Genomic DNA, 20,173 nt, shown 5'->3' on the forward strand with positions numbered 1-20,173 from the left:
CCTACGTCGCCGGCGTCGCAGGTCAGGGAGGCCTGGGGCGCGGCCGGGCCGCCCGCCACCGGGCCCGTGCTCGTCCCTGCGGCGTTCGCGCCGGAGGCGACCCGAGCGGCGGTGTCGGGGTCGATCCGCGATCCGCAGGCCGCGACCGGGCCCAGGCAGAGTCCCAGGCACAGCACGGCGACGACGCGGCCGGCTCGGCGGGGATCGGGTCGCATGGGCGCCTCCGCGGGTGGGTGCGTCCCCGGTCGGGACCGAGGTCCGGCGCGGCACTTGCGCCGTGATGAGAACACGTTCTACGTTGGACAGATGTCCAGTCAAGTGTCCGATCCGGTGCGCCGCGGTCTCAACGCCCGGCAGGCCGAGACCGTCGAGCGACTCCTCGAGGCCGGCGCCGCCGAGGTGCGCGCGGTCGGTCACGAGGCGCTGACGGTGCGCTCGGTCGCGGCCCGCGCCGGCGTCTCGCCCGCCACGGCCTACACCTACCTGGCCTCGAAGAACCATCTCTTCGCCGAGCTCTTCTGGCGCCTCCTCGCCGAGGACGCTCTCGCGCTGGACGCCGAGCACGCCGCCGGGGTTGCGGTGCCCGAGCGCTCGGCCGCGACGCGCGTGGAGCGCGTCCGGGCGCTGACCCGGCGGATGGCTAGGCTGCTCGCCTCCGAGCCCGCGCTCGCGGCGGCCGTCACCTCGGCGCTCCTCGGCACCGACCCCGACGTCGAGCGGCTGCGGCTGCGCATCGGCGCGGAGATGCTCGGCCGCTTCGAGGCCGCGCTCGGCGAGGGCGTCGACCCCGCCGTCCTCGAGGCGCTCGTGCTCGCGTTCTCCGGCGCGCTGCTCCAGGCGGGCATGGGCCTGATGACCTACGTCGAGATGGGCGAGCGGCTCGACGCCGTCGTCGCCGCGATGCTGAAGGGGCACCCGTGACCGCCGCGCCGCCGAGCGCCGAGCCGCTCACGCTCGATCCCTACGACTACGCCTTCCAGGCCGACCCCTACCCCACCTACGCCCGGCTGCGCGCGGAGGCGCCGCTGTTCCATCAGCAGGAGCAGGGCTTCTGGGTGCTCTCGCGCCACCGCGACGTCGCGGCCGCGGTGCGCGACGACGCCACCTTCTCCAACCGGATGGGCGTCTCGATCGACCCCACGGCCTGGAGCCCGCACGCCCACCTCGTCACCTCCTTCCTCGCCCTCGACGGCGCGGAGCAGCAGCGGCTGCGCTCCCTGGTCTCGCGCGCCTTCACCCCGCGGCGCGTGCGCGAGCTCGCACCGCGGGTGCAGCAGCTCGCCGACCAGTACCTCGACGCCGCCCTGCGCGACGGCGAGCAGCACGACTGGATCGGCGAGGTCGCCGGGCGTCTGCCGATGGACGTCATCTCCGAGATGATGGGCGTGCCGGAGGAGGACCGGGCCGAGGTGCGCCGGCAGGCCGATCTCGTGGTGCATCGCGAGCACGGCGTCCGCGACGTGCCGCCCGCGGCCATCGAGGCGTCCGGATGGCTGATGGGCTACTACGCCGAGATGCTCCGGCAGCGCAGGGCGGCTCTCACCGACGACCTCACCTCCGCCCTGCTGGCCGCCGAGGTCGACGGCGATCGGCTGCGCGACTCCGAGATCACCGCGTTCCTGTTCCTCATGGTCGTCGCCGGCAACGAGACCACCACCAAGCTGCTGGGCAACGCGCTGTTCCACCTCGCCGCCCACCCCGAGCAGCAGGCGCAGGTGCTGACCGACGCCGACGACCTCGGCCTCGTCGTCCCCTGGATCGAGGAGACGCTGCGCCACGACACCTCCAGCCAGATGGTCGCCCGGCACCTGCTGCGGGAGGTCACCGTCGAGGACGTCACCGCCCCGGCGGGCGCCAAGCTGGTGCTCGCCCTCGGCTCGGCCAACCGCGACGAGGACGTCTTCACCGACCCGGCCCGCTTCGACCTGCACCGGCCGCGCACCGAGCTCGCCCGCTCGCTCTCCTTCGGCGGCGGACGCCACTTCTGCCTCGGCGCCAACCTCGCCCGCCTCGAGGCCCGGATCGTCCTGGAGGAGCTCGTCCGACGGGTGCGCTGGTTCGAGGTCGACGCCGACGCCGCTCGCCGGGTCCACTCCGTCAGCGTCCGCGGGTTCGCCTCGCTGCCCGTCACGGTGGGGCTGCGCTGATGGGCGGCGAGAAGTACGCGCGTCCGGAGCGACGCCCGGCCGTCGTCACGGGAGCCTCCAGCGGCATCGGCGCCGCCACCGCCCTGCGCCTGGCCGCCCTCGGCCACCCCGTCGCCCTCGGGGCGCGACGCGTCGAGCGGCTCCATGAGCTCGTCGACCGCATCCGCGACGCCGGCGGCGAGGCCGTCGCCCACGTCCTCGACGTCACCGATGACGCCTCCGTCGTCGACTTCGCCGCGAAGGCCGTCGCCGACCTCGGCGAGGTCGAGGTGGTCGTCTCCAACGCCGGGTCGCTGCGGCCCGGGCGCATCGACACGGCGCCGTCGTCGGTGTTCACCGAGGAGCTCGACGTCAACGTCGTCGGGGCGCAGCGCGTCATCGCGGCCTTCGTGCCGGGGATGCGGGAGCGACGGCGCGGCGACGTCGTGTTCATCTCCTCCGACGTCGCCGTGCGGGCCCGCCCGTTCATGACCGCCTACGCCGCCGGCAAGTGGGGGCTGGAGGGTCTCGTGCACGCGCTGCAGATGGAGCTCGAGGGCACGGGCGTCCGCGCGAGCCTGGTGCGCCCCGGCCCGACCTGGAGCGAGATGGGCATGGACTGGTCGGCCGAGGACACCGAGACCGTCATCGGCGGCTGGCTCCGCTTCGGCCTCGCCCGCCACCAGCACTTCCTGCAGCCCACCGCCCTCGCCGACGCCGTCGCGACGGTCGTCGCCGCGCCCCGCGGCGTCCACCTCAATCTCGTCGAGGTCAACCCCGAAGCCCCCGTGGAGGACTCATGACCACCGCCCCCGCCTCGTCGGCCCCGGGCCTCGACGCCGTCGCCGAGGTCTCCTACGCCGTGCCCGACGACGGCACCGGTCACCTCGCCGAGCTGCGGGTCGACCCGATCGGCCTGCTCGAGCGCGTGCGCGCCGAGTGCGGCGACATCGGCCGCTTCCGCCTCGCCGACCGCGACGTCGTCCTGGTCTCGGGCGCCGAGGCCCACGAGCAGTTCTTCCGCGCGCCCGACTCCGTGCTCGACCAGGCCGAGGCCTACCCGTTCATGACGCCGATCTTCGGGCGGGGTGTGGTCTTCGACGCCTCGCCGGAGGAGCGCCAGCAGATGCTGAGGAACCAGGCCCTGCGCGGCGACATGATGCGCGGGCACGCCTCGACGATCGAGCACGAGATCCGTCGGATGGTGGCCGACTGGGGCGAGGAGGGAGAGGTCGACCTGCTCGACCTCTTCGCCGAGCTCACCATCTACACGACCTCGGCCTGCCTGATCGGGCGCCCGTTCCGCGAGGAGCTCGACGCCCGCTTCGCCCAGGCCTACCACGAGCTCGAGCGCGGCACCGACGCCCTCGCCTACGTCGACCCCTACCTGCCCGGCGTGGAGTCCTTCGAGATCCGCGACCGCGCCCGCGAGCGGCTCGTCGGCCTGGTGCAGGGCATCGTCGACGCCCGTCGGATGCGCGGCAGCGTGCCGCGCGAGGAGCGCGACCTGCTCGACGTCCTCATCTCGATCGACATGTCGGCCGACCACATCACCGGCGTCTTCATCTCGATGATGTTCGCTGGACATCACACGTCCTCGGGCACCGCGGCCTGGACCCTCATCGAGCTCATGCGCCACCCCGACGTCATGACCGAGGTCGTCGCCGAGCTCGACGGGCTCTACGCCGACGGCGCGGAGGTCTCCTTCCAGGCGCTGCGCGAGATCCCGGTGCTCGAGGCCGCGCTCAAGGAGGCCCTGCGGCTGCACCCGCCCCTGATCATCCTGCTGCGGGTGGCCCAGGAGGAGATCGAGCTGGCCGGCCACCGGATCCCCGCGGGCACGATGGTCGGCGCGTCGCCGCGGGTCTCGAACCGGATGCCCGAGCACTTCCCCGAGCCGGAGCGCTTCGATCCCGGCCGCTACCTCGACCCGCGCCAGGAGGACCGGCTCAACCTCTGGACCTGGATCCCCTTCGGCGCCGGCCGGCACCGCTGCGTCGGCAACGCCTTCGCGATGATGCAGATGAAGGCGATCTTCTCGGTGCTGCTGCGCGACTTCGAGTTCGAGATGGCCCAGCCCTCGCAGGACTACCGCGACGACGTCTCGAAGATGGTCATCCAGCTCGCCCAGCCCTGTCGCGTCCGCTACCGCCGCCGCGCGGGTCGCTGAGGGGCTTCGATGGGCTACCGGATCGTCGCCGACGACGGGCTGTGCCAGGGCCACCAGATGTGCCAGGGGGAGGCCCCCGGGGTGCTCGGCTTCGACGCCGGCCCCGACCAGGTCGTGGTGCTCGTCGAGCGTCCCGACGCCACCGTGCGGCCCCAGGTGGAGGCCGCCGTCCGCTACTGCCCGGCGATGGCGCTGCGCATCGAGGAGGACTGACATGACCGCGACGACCGGCGCCACCGGCGCCCCCCGCATCTCCCGCGAGGACCTCGAGGAGTTCTGGGACTCCTGGCTGGCGATCAACCGCGAGGCCGAGCGCACAGGCGACTGGCGCGTCATGGCCGAGCACTACGCGACCGACGCCACCTACGGCTGGATGTACAGCCACGACGAGCACTTCATGGCGGTGGGCCGCGACCAGATCCGCGACTGGGCGATCGGCATCGAGATGGACGGCCTCGACGGCTGGCACTACGACTACCAGGCCACGGTCATGGACGAGCGCGCCGGCATGATCGTGGGGTTCTGGAAGCAGCGCAGCGGCATCCTCGACGACGACGGACGCGAGTTCGAGGTCCTCGGCATCGGCGGCTCCTGGTTCGGCGTCGAGCGCCAGACCGAGGGCCCGGACGTCGGTCTGCTCAAGATCGCCTGGCAGCGCGACTGGTTCGACATGCCCTCGACCGCCCACACCTTCATGGCGCTCATCTCCGCGGGCAAGGCGCCCGACACCCTGCTCACGCGCATGTCCGTGGCCGGCCACGGCGTCCCCGGCCACTACCACCACGCCGATCTGCCCTCGACGGTGTGGCCGCCGCCGGTGGAGGAGGGGGAGCACCTGCGTCAGGCGCCGGCCCCCGAGGCCGGAGCGTGAGCGCCCTCCCGCCGTCGCCGCTGCTCCTCGTCGACGGCGAGCGCAGGGCGGCCTCCGGCGGAGCGACGTACCCGATCGAGAGCCCGGCGACGGGAGAGGAGATCGGCCGCGCGCCCGACGCGACGGCCGACGACGTCGACGCCGCCGTCGCCGCCGCGCGTCGGGCCTTCGACACCACGCCGTGGTCCACCGACGTCGCGCTGCGGGTGCGGTGCCTGCGCCAGCTGCACGCGGCGCTGCTCGAGCACGGCGAGGCCTTCCGGGCCCTGACGACCGCCGAGGTCGGCATGCCCGGCTTCATGATGGGCGCGGCCGGGTTCGACGTGCCCGTCGAGGGCCTGCGGTGGGTCACCGACCTGCTGGAGGGCTACGACTTCGAGACCGACCTCGGCGTCGTAACGCCGATGGGCATCCCCTCGCGCCGCACCGTGCGACGCGAGCCGGTGGGCGTGGTCGCGGCCATCACGCCGTGGAACGTGCCCACCCAGATCAACCTCGCCAAGATCGGGCCCGCGCTGGCGTCCGGCTGCACCGTCGTGCTCAAGCCCGCGCCGGACACGCCCTGGCTGGCCTGCGAGCTCGGCCGGCTGGCCGCCGAGCACACCGACCTGCCGCCCGGCGTGCTCAGCGTCGTGACGCCGTCGTCGAACGAGGTGGCCGCCCGTCTCACCACCGATCCGCGGGTCGACATGGTGTCCTTCACCGGCTCCACCGCGGTGGGCCGCTCGATCATGGCGGCGGCCGCGCCGACGCTGAAGAAGGTCTTCCTCGAGCTCGGCGGCAAGTCCGCCGCGATCGCCCTCGACGACGCCGACGTCGCCGCCGTCGCGGGCGGCGCCGCCTTCGCGGCGTGCATCCACGCCGGCCAGGGCTGCGCGATCACCACGCGCCTGCTGGTGCCCCGTGACCGCTACGAGGAGGCGGTCGCCGTCGCCGCGGCGACGATGGAGTCGATCGGCGTCGCCGACCCCGCCGATCCCTCGGCGATCTGCGGACCGGTGATCTCGCGCGTCCAGCGCGACCGCGTCGCCGCCCACCTGGCCCGCGCCGCCGAGGAGGGCGGACGCTTCGCCACCGGCGGGCACGTGCTGGACCGTCCGGGCCACTGGGTGCAGCCGACGGTCGTCGCCGATCTCGACAACTCCTCCCGCCTGGCGCAGGAGGAGGTCTTCGGCCCGGTGCTCGTCGTCCTCGCGCACGACGGCGACGACGACGCCGTCCGGCTCGCCAACGACTCCGCGTTCGGCCTGAGCGGCTCGGTCGACTCCGCCTCGTTGGAGCGGGCGACGGCGGTCGCGCACCGGATCCGCACCGGCACCCTCGCCGTCAACGGCGGCGTCTGGTTCAGCCCCGACGCCCCCTTCGGCGGCTACAAGCAGTCCGGCCTGGGCCGCGAGATGGGCGTCGCCGGCTTCGAGGAGTACCTCGAGACCAAGACGCTCGCCTTCCCGGCCTGAGCCGATCCCCACCGACGAGAGAAGAGCAGATGAGGTTCCACGACAAGGTCGCCGTCGTCACCGGCGCGGCGCAGGGGATCGGGGAGGCCTATGCCCGGGCCCTCGCGGCGGAGGGCGCGGCGGTCGTCGTCGCGGACCTCAACGCCGTGAGCGGCGAGCGGGTCGCCGAGGCCATCCGCGCCGAGGGCGGTCGGGCCCTGTTCCACCGCACCGACGTCAGCGACGCCGCCTCCGCCACCGCGATGGCCGAGGCCGCCGTCGAGGCCTTCGGCGGCATCGACCTGCTGGTCAACAACGCCGCGATCTACGGCGAGATGGCCTTCGACCTGCTCATCAGCGTGGACTGGGACTACTACCGGCGCTTCATGGCCGTGAACATGGACGGCGCGCTGGTGATGACCCGGGCCTGCTACCCGCAGATGGTGACTCGCGGGGGCGGGGCGATCGTCAACCAGAGCTCGACGGCGGCCTACCTCTACTCCGGCTTCTACGGGCTGGCCAAGGTCGGCGTCAACGGCCTGACCCAGCAGCTGGCCCACGAGCTGGGCGGCCTGCGCATCCGGGTCAACGCCATCGCCCCCGGCCCGGTCGACACCGAGGCCACTCGCACCCAGGCCGGCGACGCCGCGCACGACATCGTCCGCACCAGCCTGGCGCTCAAGCGCATGGGGCAGCCCGACGACATGGTCGGCGCCTGCCTGTTCCTCCTCTCCGACGACGCCGCGTGGATCACCGGCCAGATCCTGGCCGTCGACGGCGGCCAGACCTTCCGCGCATGAGCGCCTCGAGGCTCCGCGTCGGGTTCGTCGGCCTCGGCGCGATCGGACGTCCGATGGCCGAGCGGCTGCTCGGCGCCGAGGAGCTCGCGCTGACGGTGCTCGACGTCGTCCCGGAGCCGGTCGAGGCGCTGCGAGCGGCCGGTGCGTCGGTGGCCGACGACCTCGCCGACCTCGCCCGGCGCAGCGACGTCGTCGGCGTCATGGTGCGCGACGACGTCCAGGTGCGCGCCGTGCTCGAAGGACTCCAGGCCGCGGCCCGCCCGGGCCTCGTCGTCCTCGTCCACTCCACGGTCGCGCCCGGCACGCCCGTCGAGCTCGCGGCCTCGGCCGCGGAGCACGGCGTCGCGGTGCTCGACGCTCCGGTGTCCGGCGGTGCGATGGGAGCGGCCGACGGGACGCTCGCCGTCATGGTGGGCGGCGACGCCGCGCACGTCGTGACGGCCCGGCCGGTGCTCGACGCCCTCGGCTCGCTGGTGGTGCACGCCGGACCGGTCGGGGCCGGCACCCGCTTCAAGCTGGCCCGCAACCTCATGCACTTCGTCGCCTTCACCGCGGCCACCGAGGCGCAGCGCCTGGCCGAGGCGGCCGGGCTCAGCCTGCGCGACCTCGGCGCCGTGGTGCGGCACACCGACGCCGTCACGGGCGGGCCGGGCGCGATCATGCACCGCGAGACCACCGCCGCGCTGGCGCCCGACGACGTGTGGTTCGGGATCTTCGACCACGTGCGTGCGCTGGGGGAGAAGGACCTCTCCTTCGCCCTCGCCCTGGCCGACGAGCTCGACGTCGAGGTGCCGCTCGCGGCGCTGGCCCGCGAGCGGCTGGGGGTCGGGCTCGGCCTCCCGGCCGCTGCGGCGGGAGGTGCGGCATGAGCGGACGGTTCGACGACCTGCCCGAGACGCGGCGCCGCGGGCTGGAGCGGATGGAGGAGGTCTACGGCTTCGAGATGAGGGACGGCGAGGGCGACTTCTTCGCCTACACCGCCGACCACCTCTTCGCCGACGTGTGGACGCGTCCGGGCCTCAGCGACCGCGACCGGCGTCTTCTCCTCATCGGCCTGCTGGCCGGCCGCGGCGCCCACGACGTCCTGACGATCCAGGTGCCGGCCGCGCTCGCCTCCGGCGACCTCGACGCCGCGGACCTGCGCGAGGTCGTGATCCTGCTGTGCCACTACGCCGGCTGGCCCGACGGCGCGCGCCTCGACGCTCTGGTGGAGGAGACGATCGGTCGGGTCGAGCGCGACGCCCGACGCCGGGCCCGGCAGGGCGCCGATGAGGCGGGGAAGGCGGCCGAGGAGCCGGCGGTCTAGATCATTCGCGCACGAGAGGTTTGCGCGTGCGGAAGGTCGGGCATGGTGTCCTCAGGCACCCACATCACCCAGCAGCCCCCGCGCCGTCCTTCTCGGGCGAGACCCGCGGGGGCTGCTGTGCGTCCCGGCGGGATCGAGGGCTGGCACGGCGATCTCCCGCCCCGAGGGAGGGCGCCGCGCCACACCCGGTGGGTTCAGGTCTTTTGCAGGTGGGGTGCGCCATGCTCAGGTCATGTTCGATCTCATCAACGGCCTGCCCTGGCACCCGCTCGTGGTCCACGCGATCGTCGTGCTTCTCCCACTCGCGGTGCTCGGCACGATCGCCCTGGCGATCCGCCCGGCGTGGCGCCTCACCTACGGCCCGCTGCTCGTGGCCGTCGCCGCGATCGCGACGATCCTCATCCCCGTGGCCACCTCCAGCGGCGAGTCGCTGGAGAAGCACGTCGGCGACCCCGGCGAGCACGCCGAGCTCGGCGACCAGCTCATCTGGTTCGCCATCCCGCTCCTGATCCTCATCGTCGCGATGGTCGTGCTGGAGCGTCGCAAGGCCGCCGGCAAGCCGGCCGTCGGCCCGGGCGCCTTGCCGACGATCGTCGCCGGCCTCGCCGTGCTCGTGGCCCTGGCCAACGTCGTGCAGGTCTACCGCATCGGCGACTCCGGCGCGAAGGCCGCCTGGGGCGACCAGGTCACCGGCAAGGCCGACCAGGGCGGCGACGGCGACGAGTGACGCCTGCATGACCCTGGCGATGGCACCGCACGTCGCCGGAGCCGCCTGATGGCGGTCATCGGCGTCTGCGAGGACGACCCCGCGATCCGGCGCATCCTGGCCCGCAGCCTGGAGCGCGCCGATCACGAGGTCGTCCTCGCGCACCGGGGCGAGGAGGCCTTGAGCCGCTTCGCCCCGTCGGCGCGCCTGGACGCGATCGTCATGGACATCGGCCTGCCCGACGCCGATGGTCGCGACGTCGTGCAGGCGCTGCAGGCGGCCGGCCAGCGGGCGCCGGTGCTCTTCCTCACCGCGCTCGGCGGCGTCTCGGACCGCCTCGCCGGCTTCAACGCCGGCGGCGACGACTACGTCGTCAAGCCCTTCGAGATCCGCGAGGTCCTCGCCCGGCTCGACGTCCTCGTGCGGCGCGCGCCCGAGTCCCCGCCCGAGACCGGCGGCCTGCGGCTCGACCCCGCGGCCTTCACCGTCGAGGGCCCCGCCGGACGCGTCACGCTGACGCCGACGGAGTTCCGGATGCTCGCCGCGATCCTCGCCCGCCCCGGCGAGGTCGTGCGCCGCCGCGCGGTCGTCGGCGCCGCCTGGCCCGCGGGCGCGCAGGTCAGCGACAACACCGTCGACTCCTTCCTGCGCAAGATCCGCACCAAGGTCGCGGCCACCGGCTCGCCGCTGGAGATCGAGACCGTCCGCGGCGTCGGCTACCGGGTGCCGTGAGCGCCTCGACGAGCGATCCGACCAGCGATCCGGCCAGCGATCCTGCGCGGCAGGTCGTCGCAGGCGGTCTCCCGCTGCGCCGCACGCTGGTCACGGTCGTCGCGGTGGTCGGATTCGTCCTGGTGACCGTGCTGGCCTTCGTCGTCCAGGTGGTGCTCGCGCGCGCCACGGTCGACGAGGCCGACCGCGGGCTGCGCGAGCGCTCCTCGCTCGTCGCCTCCGGGGTCGCCGCATCGTCCTCGCGCGACCGCGTCGTCGTGCCGGACGCCGTGCTCGACCTCGGCGTCGTCGTCTACGTCGACGGCCGGCTGCAGGCCGGCACCCCGCCGCCGCGGCTCGTCGACCTCTACACCGGGCTCGGGGCCGAGGGGCGCACCCGCATCGTCGACGCCGACGACACCCTGCGCGTCCGCGCGGACGCCTTCGCCCTTCCCGGCGGACGCCGCGGCACCGTCGTCGTCGCCGAGCGGCTGGAGCCCTACCAGCGTGCCGACCGCGACGCCCTGCTCACCTCGCTCGCGCTCGGCCTGCTGCTCACCGTCGCCGCCGCGGCGGTGGCCGCCTGGGTCAGCCGCCGCGCGCTGGCGCCGGTGGCCGCGATGGCCGCCACCGCCGAGGACTGGAGCGAGCACGACCTCTCCCGCCGCTTCGGGCTCGGCCCGCCACGCGACGAGCTCAGCACCCTCGCGGCCACGCTCGACGGCCTGCTGGAGAAGGTGGCCGCCGCGATCCGCGCCGAGCAGCGGCTCACCTCGGAGCTCGCGCACGAGCTGCGCACCCCGCTGTCGGTGGTGCAGGGCGCCGCCGAGCTCGTGGCCATGCGCGACGACCTCGACGACGACGCCCGCGCCGACCTCGAGGAGGTCCTCGACGGCTGCCGGCGGATGGCGCGCACGATCACCGACCTGCTCGACCTCGTCCGGCTGCCGTCCGCGGGTCGCTGCGAGGTGCCCGAGGTCCGGGCGGCGCTGGTGGCGGAGCGTCCGGACGTGGAGGTCGAGGTGGCCGACGGCGCCGAGCGTCTCGGCGTCGCGGCCGAGCGTCGCTTCGTGCTGCGCGCGCTCGAGCCACTCCTCGACAACGCCCAGCGCCACGCGTCGCGCGTGCGGGTGCGGGTGGAGTCCGCCGACGGCGGCCGCGCGCTGTGGTTCCACGTCGACGACGACGGCCCCGGCTTCGGGACGCTGGGGGAGCGGGCCTTCGAGCCCGGTCGCTCGACCAGCGGCGGCCCCGGCCTGGGCCTGGCGCTGGCGCGGCGCGTCGCGCGCACGCTGGGCGGCGACGTCGCGCTCACCGCGGCGCCGGCGGGCTGGTCGACGCGCGTGACCATCCGGCTCCCCAGCACCTGACCGCGGGCGCGCGTGGATCGGTCCCGCGGAGGCTGGCCGCCCCGCCCGATCCTGCGCGATCGGGCGGGGCGGACCGATGAGGAGCGCAGCCTCGTGACTCCCCAGCCGACCCCGCTGCGCTCCGTGACGGTCTCCCGTCGAGCACCATCCTCCGGTCTCCCGGGCGGCCGGTGGAGAGGACGGCGTCCCGGGCCCTCGGGACCTTGGTCCCGGTCTGAGGCCAGCCCGATCCAGATGGTCAGGTTCAGATCATGTTGGGCCTCCTACCTTTCTCCTCGTACCCGGGATCGACCCGATGAGGGGGGTCTCGTCTGGATGCCGATCACGACCGGGTACCCCAGGTCGGCGGCGGGTCGAGAGATCCGCCGCCGACCTGCATGCTCCGTCCACGGATGCTGATCCGGCGGCGCGCGGTCCGCGTGCCCGGCTAGCGTCCGGGCCATGAGCGCCTCCTCCCGCCTCGGGCTGCTGCAGGTCGCCCTGGCCGGAGTGCTGTGGGGCACCGGCGGGCTCGTCGTCACCGTGCTCCATGAGCGCGACGGCCTGGGCGCGCTCACGGTCAGCGCGTGGCGGATGCTCCTCGCGGCGGCGTCGCTGGCGCTGCTGGCCGCGGTCACCGGCCGGCTCTCGCGCGTGCGGGCCGTCCTCGCCGAGGCACCGGTCACCGTCGTGCTGGTCGGAGCGGGCACCGCCGCCTACCAGGGCCTCTACTTCCTCGCGGTGCTGTGGGTGGGCGTCGCCGTCGCGACCGTCGTCTCGCTCGGACTGGCACCGCTCCTCGCCGCCGTCGTCCAGCACCTGCGAGCAGGCACCCGTGCCTCGCCGCGCGAGCTGGTGGTGCTGACCGGCGCGCTCGCCGGCCTGGTCCTGGTGACGACGGCGGCCGGCGACGCGGGCGGCGGGGGTGCGGCCGATCGTTTGGTGGCCGGGTTCGTCCTGGCGATCCTGGCCGGCGCCGTCTACGCCGCCACGACCCTGCTGGGCGTCGATCTCGCCCGCCGCTGCGATCCCATCGCGCTGACGACCGCGGCGACGGGCGTGGGCGCCGTCGTGCTGCTGCCGGCCTTCGTCGTCGCAGCCGCCGGGGGATGGCCGGTGGGCAGCACGCGCCCGGGCTCGGTGGCGCTGCTGCTCTACCTCGGCGTCGTCACCCTCGCGGTCGCCTACGCCCTGCTCTACGCCGGCCTGCGCACCACGTCGGGCGCCGCCGCGACGATCGCGACCCTCCTGGAGCCGATCTCGGCGGCGCTCCTCGCGGCGCTCCTGCTGGAGGAGACCCTGACGGCCGCGGGCCTGCTCGGCTGCGCGCTCATCCTGGCGGCCGTGGCCGGGCTCGACGCTCGCAGCGCCGGTCTAGAGGGGCAGCCCCCGCTCGCGGACACCACGGACGTCCACGGTCGATCCCACTAGCATCGGGCCACCCCCCTCCTCCTCCCCAGCAAAGGGCCTTCATGAACGAGCTGTCCCGTCGTCGCGTCCTCGTGTCCGCAGCCTGGTCCGCGCCCGCGGTCACGGTGCTGAGCGCGGCGCCGTCCTTCGCCGCGAGCTCCAGCGCTGCCGTGGCCAAGCCCGTCAGCGCGACGATCGTCAGCTCCGAGGTGGGCGGCAATGACGATGAGATCCGGTACTGCACGATCCGGGTCGACCCCCCGGCCGCCTACGACGTGCAGTCGGTGACGTACACCAAGAGCCTCTACCGTCAGGGGCTCGCCGACGGCGCTTACGGCCCGACCCCCGACAGCAGCGAAGTCATCTCCAAGTTGACGCCGGCACGAACAGGTGCGGACGGGCTCATCACCGTGGTCGTCGCGGTCGACTCAGGTCAGCAGTCGCTCGACGGCTTCCTCACCGTCGCCTTCCCCGACGGCACCACCCTCTCCACCGTCGAGTTCGTCTCGTCCTACGACTTCTATCTGAAGTGACAGCAGCCCGCATCCGCGTCCCCGGTCTAGAGGGGGAGAGGTCGACGGCGGAGAGCGAGGACACGCGCGACCGGCGGCACTAGCCTGAGGCGCCCCTCCCTCCCCACCAGAAGGCACCTCATGAGCGAGCTGTCCCGTCGTCGCGTCCTCGTCTCCGCGGCCTGGTCCGCGCCGGCCGTCACGGTGCTGAGCGCGGCGCCGTCGTTCGCCGTCAGCGGCACGGCGCCGACGATGACCGTCTCCTGGAACGCCGACGGCTACCGCGGTCAGACCGGCGCCACGAGCAACTCGACGCAGGCCCAGATCGACGTGGTCATCACCGCGACGTCCGCGCTGTCGAAGGTGGTGGCGACGCTCACCACGCCGAAGTCCGACGGCATCTCGATCCGGGAGATCACCGGCACCCGATCGAACGGAAGCGCCACGACCTGGAGCGGCGTCGAGGACCTGACCGCACAGGGCTGGGTGGCCGTCCCGGCCGCGCCGGTGGCCGACACCGCGGGGAGCAGCACGAAGTCCACGACGATCACGTTCACCCGAGCCGCAGCCACCACGTCGACCCGGCTCAAGACGGTGCTCTCCGACCTGGGGGGCGAGGCGGCCGCCTTCCCGCTGAGCCTCACCGTCACCGGCTACTGGAACAAGCCCGGCGTCGGCGAGACCGCGCTCCCGGCCCAGGTCGTGACGATCTCCGCCACGGCGTCGGTGCCCTTCCTGAGCGCGACGGTGGGCTCGGCCAGCACGGACCTCTGATCCCACGGTCGTCCCGGCCGACCTGAGAACGCACATGAGGCCGGCCCCTGACGGAGCCGGCCTCATGTCTGCGGTGGGCGATACTGGGTTCGAACCAGTTTCCAGTCTGATCTGCGTCACTGGGTCCGACCTGCTGAAGCAGGCCGCTGACCTGGGAACACGCTGAACAGTATCGCGGCATTGACCGGAAGGCAACGGCATCGACTGATACCCTGATCTGGCACGTAGATGGCACGACAGGGGCGGAACATGGTGAACAGCAAGGGTGCGCGCACCACCTTCGGCAGCATCCGCAAGCTCCCCTCCGGAAGGTTCCAGGCCCGCTACACCGGCCCAGACGGACTCACGCACAAGGCTCACACCACCTTCGACACCAAGGGCGACGCCGAGGCCTGGCTCTCCACCGTCCGCGCTGACATCGTCCGCGAGACCTGGCGACCCGGCGGGGGAGCGGGCATGGCCCGCGCCGTCACCTTCGGTGAATACGCCCCCGCCTGGCTCGCCGGCAGGAAGGTCCGCGGCAAGGCACTCGCCGCCCGAACGCGGGAGCACTACGAGAAGCTGCTCGAGGCCCACATCCTCCCGACCTTCGGGGCGACGCCGCTGAAGTTCATCACCCCCGAGATGGTCGACCACTGGTACGCCGTCACCGCCACCGGGACGCCGACCACCCAGGCGCACGCCTACAGCCTGCTCCGGACGATCCTCGGAACCGCCGTCGACCGCGGACTCATCACCACCGCCAACCCCGCGAAGGTTCGAGGTGGCGGATCGACAGAGCGCGTCAAGAAGGTCCGGCCCGCTTCCCTCGACGAGCTCGAGGCGATCGTGAGCGCCATGCCGGACCGCTACCGGCTGATGACCCTCCTCGCCTCGTGGTGCGCTCTGCGCTTCGGTGAACTCGCAGAGCTTCGGCGTAGCGACGTCGACCTCAAGGCCAACAGCCTGAGAATCCGCCGCGGAGTCGTCCGCGCCAAGGGCGAGACGATCGTCAAGACGCCGAAGTCAGCCGCAGGTGTTCGTGATGTCGCTATCCCGCCTCACCTCATGCCCGCGATCCGTGCCCACTTGCTCGAGCACGCCGAGGCCGGTCGAGACGGGCTCCTGTTCCCGGCGCGAGGGGGTGGGCACCTTGCGCCGTCGTCGCTGTATCGCGTGTTCTACCGCGCACGAGAGGCTGCTGGGCGCCCCGACCTCCGATGGCATGACCTCAGGCACACGGGCGCCGTGCTGGCCGCCCAGACGGGCGCCACTCTCGCCGAACTCATGGGCCGACTCGGTCACTCCACCCCGGGCGCGGCCATGCGCTACCAGCATGCGGCCGCCGAACGGGACGCCGAGATTGCTCGCAGACTGTCGGAGATGGCGGGTGGAGCAGGTGTGTGAGTACGACCCGGCATGTTCGAAAGAAGACAACCCGCTCGCCGCGTTGCTTTGGAAGGCGCGGGAACGCGCGGTGTGGCTGGTGGTGTGCCCGAAGAAGCAATGCCCGCTGGCGGCCGTCTTCGATCTCCCGGATCGGGGCCGCGTGATCTGCATGCCGTCCTATCGCATGCTGCGGCGGTCGATCTTCCTGGATGTCCCGGAGGCACCTCTCGAGAGGCCCGACGATCACCACCACATGCATGGCGCAGTCGAGGACTTGGACGCGTTCGCTACAGACGCGCTCGAGCGCGGGCGCTGCGGCTGTGGAACGTGGTGCTTCGCGCCAGCGCTGATCACCGAGCGTTACTTCGGTCGAGACTCTCGGGGTATCCCCTTCACGAAGGGCAGCTACGTTGCGACGGCCGACGCTGAGTTGCCCGTCGCGCCGGTTGATCCTGCGGCTGGCTAGTTCAGGAGTGGCAGGACACGCCCGGAGCAGGCGCACACCTGCATTCCGCTAAAGGGGCGGTCTATTCTGGTGTCACTACGGTGCACTCTCTCGAGTGAGCCCCGGCGCCCCGCGCGAAATCCTGGCTGTGGTTGGTCCAGGTGAGTCCCTAAGAAGGGTTCACCTGCTGTGCCCAGAACTGCACCGCCGCCCCCTCGCCGCTGGCTCTCCCAGGTCGAGGCGGCTTCCTACCTTGGCGTGACGGATCGAACCGTGCGCAACTACATCGCTCGCGGCTACCTCAGCGCACACCGTGTCCGCGGATCGCGCCTCATCCGAATCGATCAGGCTGAGCTCGATCACCTGCTCCGCCCCATTCCGACCACGGGGGGCATGGATGCTGCCTCCTGACAACGACAGAGGCCGCCCGGTAGGCACCCGGACGGCCTCGAAGATGTCGAACCGCGACGAGTCCAGTGTAGGCGCTACCCGCTGTCGCTGCTGTGGACACACCCTGACCGCCGAGCGCTCTGTCGAGCGTGGCATCGGCCCGGTCTGCGGCTCCCGGCCCGAGCAGGTGGTCGCATGATCGGCGGCGCCATCCACATCCGACTGCCGCTGCTCCGCGGCGGCGACCTCGACCGCATGGCCGACCAGGACAGCGCCGACCGTCGAGCCATCTGGGCCGTCGCCGAGCACGTCCCGGCCGGCACCAAGGTCGTCGTCGACATCGGAGGGCGCAGGTTCCTCGCGGAGTCCTCCATCGCCAAGCTCCACGAGCTCGGCACCTACCTCGACATCGAGATCGTCGGCAGTGACCCCGAGGTCGTCGGCCGCCACGTCCGAGCAGCCCGCGCAGGCGGCTGGGGGGTGCGCCCGTGAGCGGGGGAGAGGTCATCTCGTTCGAGACCGTGGGGTCGCGGCGAGCAGACAGCATCGTGCGGGAGGCCGTGGGCCTCGCCTTCGGCTTCGGAGAAGAGCTCCACCGGGAGGGCAAGACCTGGGCCGAGGCAGCTGCCGAGGTCGAGGCGTCGATCCGCCTGATGATCGCCGAGGTCGAGGCCGGCCACGGCCAAGGTGACGCCGGCGACGAGGAGGCCTTCCGGATCTGGCGTGCATCCCTGCTCGGCGCGATCAACGAGGTGCTCGAGTCGATCCGCACCTGGAAGTGTCAGACCGACTGCGAGACCTGCTACCCGCTCCCGCCGCAGCTGGACGTGGTCGAGTGAGGCCCGGGCAGATCGAGGTCACTCTCGACGGCGTCGCCTCCATCGTGCGGGGCTGGGAGGCGGCCGGACTCATCCGCAGCACGACCGGCCGGCACCCGATGTTCATCCGCTCGGCGCGGGGCTACTCCTGCCAGGAGGGCACGGCCCGCGAGGTCATCGCCCTGGCCGAGCACCGCGGCCTCACTGTGCTGCTGACGCAGGCGTCCGCAGGCGGGAAGCACTTCCCACCTGCGCGGGATCTCGCAGGTGTTACCCCAGTAACAGGTGTTAGGGACCAAACAGGTGTCAAGGAGTTGGCACCTGTCCAGCCCTGGACACCTGATGCACCCGCATCACCTGACCTCGACCAGCAGGACGCGCTGTGGTGAGCGAGCGCCCGTGGGCCCGCCACTACTTCGACGAGTGGCAGCGCCGCGCCGGGGACCCTCGCCTGCCCTACTGGCTCCGAGTCTCCGCGATGGCCTACGGCGGCCACCTCGACAACGGCCACGCGGAGTTCAAGCGGGGCGAGCTGGCACTGATCCTCGGCGAGCCCGGCAAGCCCTACCCGAACGTCCGCAGGGCGATCGAGGACGCGGTCTCCTTCGGCTGGCTCGAGGCCGGCTCCTTCTACCGGTGCCTCGTGGTCCCCGAGCGGCTGGCCCGGAAGGGAGACCTCTGGGGCGGCCGGAAGCCCTGCCGCACCCACCAGCGGGAGGCATCCAAGGCCTCGAAAACCACGCCAGGTGAGCGGTTCGGCCCTCCGTCATCAACGCCAGATGAGCGGTTCGAGCCCTCAAAACCACGCCAGGTGAGCGGTTCGCAGCGCAAACCCCTCTTTCTGATCTGTTCCCCCGACACCACCAACCAGCCCGCACCCGAGCCCTCAACCGACAGGAGTTCCAGCGCATGACCGACATGCACGCAGCGATCGCCAACCGCTTCGCCGAGCAGGACCGGGCCCGAGCAGCACGGCCCGCCTTCAATGCCGACCCCGAGATCGAGCGGCTCGCCGCCGGCCTCGAGCGCCTGAGGGACCAGCACCCCACCCAGTACGCGAGCTCGCACCTGGCCGGCGCCAAGGCCCGCGTCCAGACCTACCTCAACCGCAAGGCCCTCGCCGCCGGCGAGGAGCTCACCACCGACACCACGCAGGGAGCCGACCAGTGACCACCTACGACAGCAGCCGCCTGACCGAAGCCGAGAACCGCCTCGCCCAGCTGCAGGCGGACATCCTCCTCGAGCGCAAGCAGGCCGAGGAGGAGCGCGCCCGGATCTTCGCCGAGCAGGAGGCCCGCCGCGTCGAGTACCAGCGCCAGCGCCTGGCCCAGCACAACCCCGCCGAGGACATGCGTCAGGCCCGCCGCGCTTGGGCCGCCCTCTCCGACGCCATCGAGCAGACCCCAGTCACCAAGGCGCTGCTCGACGCCGCCCTCGCCGACTGGCAGGCCTACCGCCGCCAGATCAACGCCAGCAGCGACGCCATCGCCGTGGCCCAGGCCGACGGCACTCCCGTCCCGCGGCCCTACGACGGCCGAGAGCCGATGATCGACTTCGCTCACCGGCTGTTCAACCGGCTCGAGAACCTGCTCACCCAGCACCTCGAGGAGTGGCAGGCCGAGGACACCGAGGCCATGCGCCAGGCCGTGTTCGGCGAGACGCTCAGCCACGAGCAGATCCGCGAGCAGGAGGAGTTCGCCGAGCAGGAGCGCCGACGGATCGCCGCGACCCCGGTCACCGCGGGCAGCGTGCCGGCCGACCAGCTGAGCGCCGCGGACCGTGAGGCGATGGGCCTGCCGCCGTCGTCGAAGAAGACCAGCGACCGCGACCGCCTCGGCACCGGCCGCTGATGATCACGCTGCCGGGGCGTCAACGTCACCACCGCGAAGCTGACGGGCGTCGTCGTGGATCGAAGGGCGCGAGCGAGGTCTCTTCTTCTCCCGCACAGACCGTCCTGCGCCTCGGCAGCACCCCCACCCGACCCCTCCTGACCGGACGATCTGGGACTGCGGGGGAGGCGAAGTTTGCCCTGTACGCATCCCCCAGTTCTGGCCCCAGGAGGGGGCGGGGGACCCCCCTAGGCCCCGATGCCATGGGACCGCGGGGGAGGGCCGCCTGTGGTTTGGCCACCAATCAACCTCAACGCCCCCAGGGCCCTCAGTGGCCCGAAACCGCCCCTGACCTGCCCCTTTCGGCCCCCTAGGAGGCCCAGATGCCCGCTCCGCGCAACGCCACCAAGCCCCACAGCCGCGCCCATCGGGGCACCGTCGGCGCCCAGAAGGCGCTCATCGAGCTCCCAGCGGCCGGCTGTGACCTCGCCGTCCCGTCGATGCCGAAGGGTCGAACGTGGACGCCGGCGCAGCGCAGCCGTTGGCGCCAGCTGTGGCAGTCGCCGCAGGCGACTCAGTGGGACGAGTCGTGCATCGGCACCGTCGCCGCGCTGGTCGCCTACGAGTCCGCCATCTACGACGGCACCGCGTCAGCCTGGCAGGCCCAGGAGCACCGCTACGCGAGCGAGGCGCTCGGCCTGACGCCCCGTGCGCTGGTCGCCCTCGGCTGGCGCATCGTCAGCGAGGGCCGATGACCAGCGCACGCCGCCGAGCGGCCGCCGGCCTGTCGCCCATGGGCAACACCGACACGATCCCGGCCTGCCTCGGCCCGGTCGCGCTCTTCGAGGTGTGGGCCACCGACGAGCACCTCGACCAGGGCCTGACGGCCGACTCGGTCACCGCTCTGGTCGCCGCCCGGCGCCGCCGCCTTGAGGCAGGGGAGGCCTGGCTGCGATCCGTCGGCCTCGAGGACCACATGCCCACCCGCAACGTCGTCATGGGCCGGATCTACAGCAAGGGCCCGTCAAGGGTCCACCGCCCCGGCATCACCGCGAACATTCCGCACCTGCGCGACCAGGCCGAGCGCCTGCTCGCTGCCGCCCACCAGACCTCTGTCGAGCCCGATCCCACCGAAGGAGTCCGACCGTGACC

General features: G+C 72.8%; 29 protein-coding genes. 28 read left to right on the forward strand and 1 reads right to left on the reverse strand.

The window, feature by feature from the left end; all coding sequences use genetic code 11:
- A partial coding sequence (locus ACZDWJ_RS17545) for a hypothetical protein (protein ID WP_463523078.1) occupies positions 1–215 on the reverse strand: 215 nt, incomplete at its 3' end.
- 91 nt (positions 216–306) lie between these two features.
- Between ACZDWJ_RS17545 and ACZDWJ_RS17550 the strand changes: the two genes are divergently transcribed.
- The 28 genes from ACZDWJ_RS17550 (at position 307) to ACZDWJ_RS17685 (ending at position 20,171) form a co-directional block, all read left to right on the forward strand.
- Positions 307–921, forward strand: coding sequence for a TetR/AcrR family transcriptional regulator (locus tag ACZDWJ_RS17550; RefSeq protein ID WP_463523080.1), 615 nt, complete (start codon positions 307–309; stop codon positions 919–921).
- Positions 918–2,147 carry a cytochrome P450 gene (locus ACZDWJ_RS17555; RefSeq protein ID WP_463523082.1) on the forward strand — a complete coding sequence of 410 codons (1,230 nt, stop codon included), beginning with the start codon at positions 918–920 and terminating at the stop codon, positions 2,145–2,147. The genes ACZDWJ_RS17550 and ACZDWJ_RS17555 overlap by 4 nt, the downstream gene beginning before the upstream one ends.
- Positions 2,147–2,929 (forward strand): SDR family oxidoreductase, encoded by a 783-nt coding sequence (locus ACZDWJ_RS17560; RefSeq protein ID WP_463523084.1) that lies wholly within the window; start codon positions 2,147–2,149, stop codon positions 2,927–2,929. The genes ACZDWJ_RS17555 and ACZDWJ_RS17560 overlap by 1 nt, the downstream gene beginning before the upstream one ends.
- Complete coding sequence (locus ACZDWJ_RS17565) at positions 2,926–4,296, forward strand: cytochrome P450 (protein ID WP_463523086.1); 1,371 nt, start codon at positions 2,926–2,928, stop codon at positions 4,294–4,296. Before ACZDWJ_RS17560 ends, ACZDWJ_RS17565 begins: the two co-directional genes overlap by 4 nt.
- 9 nt (positions 4,297–4,305) lie before the next feature.
- Positions 4,306–4,509 carry a ferredoxin gene (locus tag ACZDWJ_RS17570; RefSeq protein WP_463523088.1) on the forward strand — a complete coding sequence of 68 codons (204 nt, stop codon included), beginning with the start codon at positions 4,306–4,308 and terminating at the stop codon, positions 4,507–4,509.
- 1 nt (position 4,510) lies between these two features.
- Positions 4,511–5,167 (forward strand): hypothetical protein, encoded by a 657-nt coding sequence (locus ACZDWJ_RS17575; protein WP_463523090.1) that lies wholly within the window; start codon positions 4,511–4,513, stop codon positions 5,165–5,167.
- Positions 5,164–6,624, forward strand: a complete 1,461-nt coding sequence (locus tag ACZDWJ_RS17580) for an aldehyde dehydrogenase family protein (RefSeq protein ID WP_463523092.1) — start codon at positions 5,164–5,166, stop codon at positions 6,622–6,624. Before ACZDWJ_RS17575 ends, ACZDWJ_RS17580 begins: the two co-directional genes overlap by 4 nt.
- A 29-nt stretch (positions 6,625–6,653) precedes the next feature.
- Positions 6,654–7,403, forward strand: coding sequence for an SDR family oxidoreductase (locus ACZDWJ_RS17585; RefSeq protein ID WP_463523094.1), 750 nt, complete (start codon positions 6,654–6,656; stop codon positions 7,401–7,403).
- Entirely contained in the window at positions 7,400–8,272 is an 873-nt protein-coding gene (locus ACZDWJ_RS17590) for an NAD(P)-dependent oxidoreductase (RefSeq protein ID WP_463523096.1), read from the forward strand. Before ACZDWJ_RS17585 ends, ACZDWJ_RS17590 begins: the two co-directional genes overlap by 4 nt.
- On the forward strand, positions 8,269–8,709 hold the full coding sequence (locus ACZDWJ_RS17595; RefSeq protein WP_463523098.1) for a carboxymuconolactone decarboxylase family protein: 441 nt from the start codon (positions 8,269–8,271) through the stop codon (positions 8,707–8,709). Before ACZDWJ_RS17590 ends, ACZDWJ_RS17595 begins: the two co-directional genes overlap by 4 nt.
- Before the next feature lie 232 nt (positions 8,710–8,941).
- Positions 8,942–9,436 carry a DUF2231 domain-containing protein gene (locus ACZDWJ_RS17600; protein ID WP_463523100.1) on the forward strand — a complete coding sequence of 165 codons (495 nt, stop codon included), beginning with the start codon at positions 8,942–8,944 and terminating at the stop codon, positions 9,434–9,436.
- A gap of 48 nt (positions 9,437–9,484) precedes the next feature.
- Positions 9,485–10,147: a response regulator transcription factor gene (locus ACZDWJ_RS17605; RefSeq protein ID WP_463523102.1), complete on the forward strand. Its 663-nt coding sequence runs from the start codon at positions 9,485–9,487 to the stop codon at positions 10,145–10,147.
- Complete coding sequence (locus ACZDWJ_RS17610; protein ID WP_463523104.1) at positions 10,144–11,496, forward strand: sensor histidine kinase; 1,353 nt, start codon at positions 10,144–10,146, stop codon at positions 11,494–11,496. Before ACZDWJ_RS17605 ends, ACZDWJ_RS17610 begins: the two co-directional genes overlap by 4 nt.
- Before the next feature lie 441 nt (positions 11,497–11,937).
- Complete coding sequence (locus ACZDWJ_RS17615) at positions 11,938–12,906, forward strand: DMT family transporter (protein WP_463523106.1); 969 nt, start codon at positions 11,938–11,940, stop codon at positions 12,904–12,906.
- 41 nt (positions 12,907–12,947) lie between these two features.
- Positions 12,948–13,418 (forward strand): hypothetical protein, encoded by a 471-nt coding sequence (locus ACZDWJ_RS17620; RefSeq protein ID WP_463523108.1) that lies wholly within the window; start codon positions 12,948–12,950, stop codon positions 13,416–13,418.
- 120 nt (positions 13,419–13,538) lie between these two features.
- Entirely contained in the window at positions 13,539–14,171 is a 633-nt protein-coding gene (locus ACZDWJ_RS17625; RefSeq protein ID WP_463523110.1) for a hypothetical protein, read from the forward strand.
- Between the two features lie 249 nt (positions 14,172–14,420).
- Entirely contained in the window at positions 14,421–15,557 is a 1,137-nt protein-coding gene (locus ACZDWJ_RS17630) for a tyrosine-type recombinase/integrase (RefSeq protein WP_463523112.1), read from the forward strand.
- Complete coding sequence (locus ACZDWJ_RS17635) at positions 15,550–16,005, forward strand: hypothetical protein (protein ID WP_463523114.1); 456 nt, start codon at positions 15,550–15,552, stop codon at positions 16,003–16,005. The genes ACZDWJ_RS17630 and ACZDWJ_RS17635 overlap by 8 nt, the downstream gene beginning before the upstream one ends.
- A 168-nt stretch (positions 16,006–16,173) precedes the next feature.
- Positions 16,174–16,395: a helix-turn-helix domain-containing protein gene (locus ACZDWJ_RS17640; RefSeq protein WP_463523116.1), complete on the forward strand. Its 222-nt coding sequence runs from the start codon at positions 16,174–16,176 to the stop codon at positions 16,393–16,395.
- A gap of 43 nt (positions 16,396–16,438) precedes the next feature.
- A complete protein-coding gene (locus tag ACZDWJ_RS17645; protein WP_463523118.1) occupies positions 16,439–16,573 on the forward strand; it encodes a DUF6011 domain-containing protein in 135 nt (44 codons plus the stop codon).
- On the forward strand, positions 16,570–16,866 hold the full coding sequence (locus ACZDWJ_RS17650; RefSeq protein WP_463523120.1) for a hypothetical protein: 297 nt from the start codon (positions 16,570–16,572) through the stop codon (positions 16,864–16,866). The genes ACZDWJ_RS17645 and ACZDWJ_RS17650 overlap by 4 nt, the downstream gene beginning before the upstream one ends.
- Positions 16,863–17,213 (forward strand): hypothetical protein, encoded by a 351-nt coding sequence (locus ACZDWJ_RS17655; RefSeq protein WP_463523122.1) that lies wholly within the window; start codon positions 16,863–16,865, stop codon positions 17,211–17,213. The genes ACZDWJ_RS17650 and ACZDWJ_RS17655 overlap by 4 nt, the downstream gene beginning before the upstream one ends.
- On the forward strand, positions 17,210–17,581 hold the full coding sequence (locus tag ACZDWJ_RS17660; RefSeq protein WP_463523124.1) for a hypothetical protein: 372 nt from the start codon (positions 17,210–17,212) through the stop codon (positions 17,579–17,581). Before ACZDWJ_RS17655 ends, ACZDWJ_RS17660 begins: the two co-directional genes overlap by 4 nt.
- Positions 17,578–18,105: a hypothetical protein gene (locus tag ACZDWJ_RS17665; RefSeq protein WP_463523126.1), complete on the forward strand. Its 528-nt coding sequence runs from the start codon at positions 17,578–17,580 to the stop codon at positions 18,103–18,105. The genes ACZDWJ_RS17660 and ACZDWJ_RS17665 overlap by 4 nt, the downstream gene beginning before the upstream one ends.
- Positions 18,102–18,362 carry a hypothetical protein gene (locus ACZDWJ_RS17670; protein ID WP_463523128.1) on the forward strand — a complete coding sequence of 87 codons (261 nt, stop codon included), beginning with the start codon at positions 18,102–18,104 and terminating at the stop codon, positions 18,360–18,362. Before ACZDWJ_RS17665 ends, ACZDWJ_RS17670 begins: the two co-directional genes overlap by 4 nt.
- Positions 18,359–19,042: a hypothetical protein gene (locus tag ACZDWJ_RS17675; RefSeq protein WP_463523130.1), complete on the forward strand. Its 684-nt coding sequence runs from the start codon at positions 18,359–18,361 to the stop codon at positions 19,040–19,042. The genes ACZDWJ_RS17670 and ACZDWJ_RS17675 overlap by 4 nt, the downstream gene beginning before the upstream one ends.
- Positions 19,043–19,404: 362 nt before the next feature.
- Positions 19,405–19,776: a phage terminase small subunit gene (locus ACZDWJ_RS17680; protein WP_463523132.1), complete on the forward strand. Its 372-nt coding sequence runs from the start codon at positions 19,405–19,407 to the stop codon at positions 19,774–19,776.
- Entirely contained in the window at positions 19,773–20,171 is a 399-nt protein-coding gene (locus ACZDWJ_RS17685; protein ID WP_463523134.1) for a hypothetical protein, read from the forward strand. Before ACZDWJ_RS17680 ends, ACZDWJ_RS17685 begins: the two co-directional genes overlap by 4 nt.
- Positions 20,172–20,173: the final 2 nt, after the last annotated feature.

Source organism: Nocardioides sp. B129/18 (assembly GCF_055282735.1).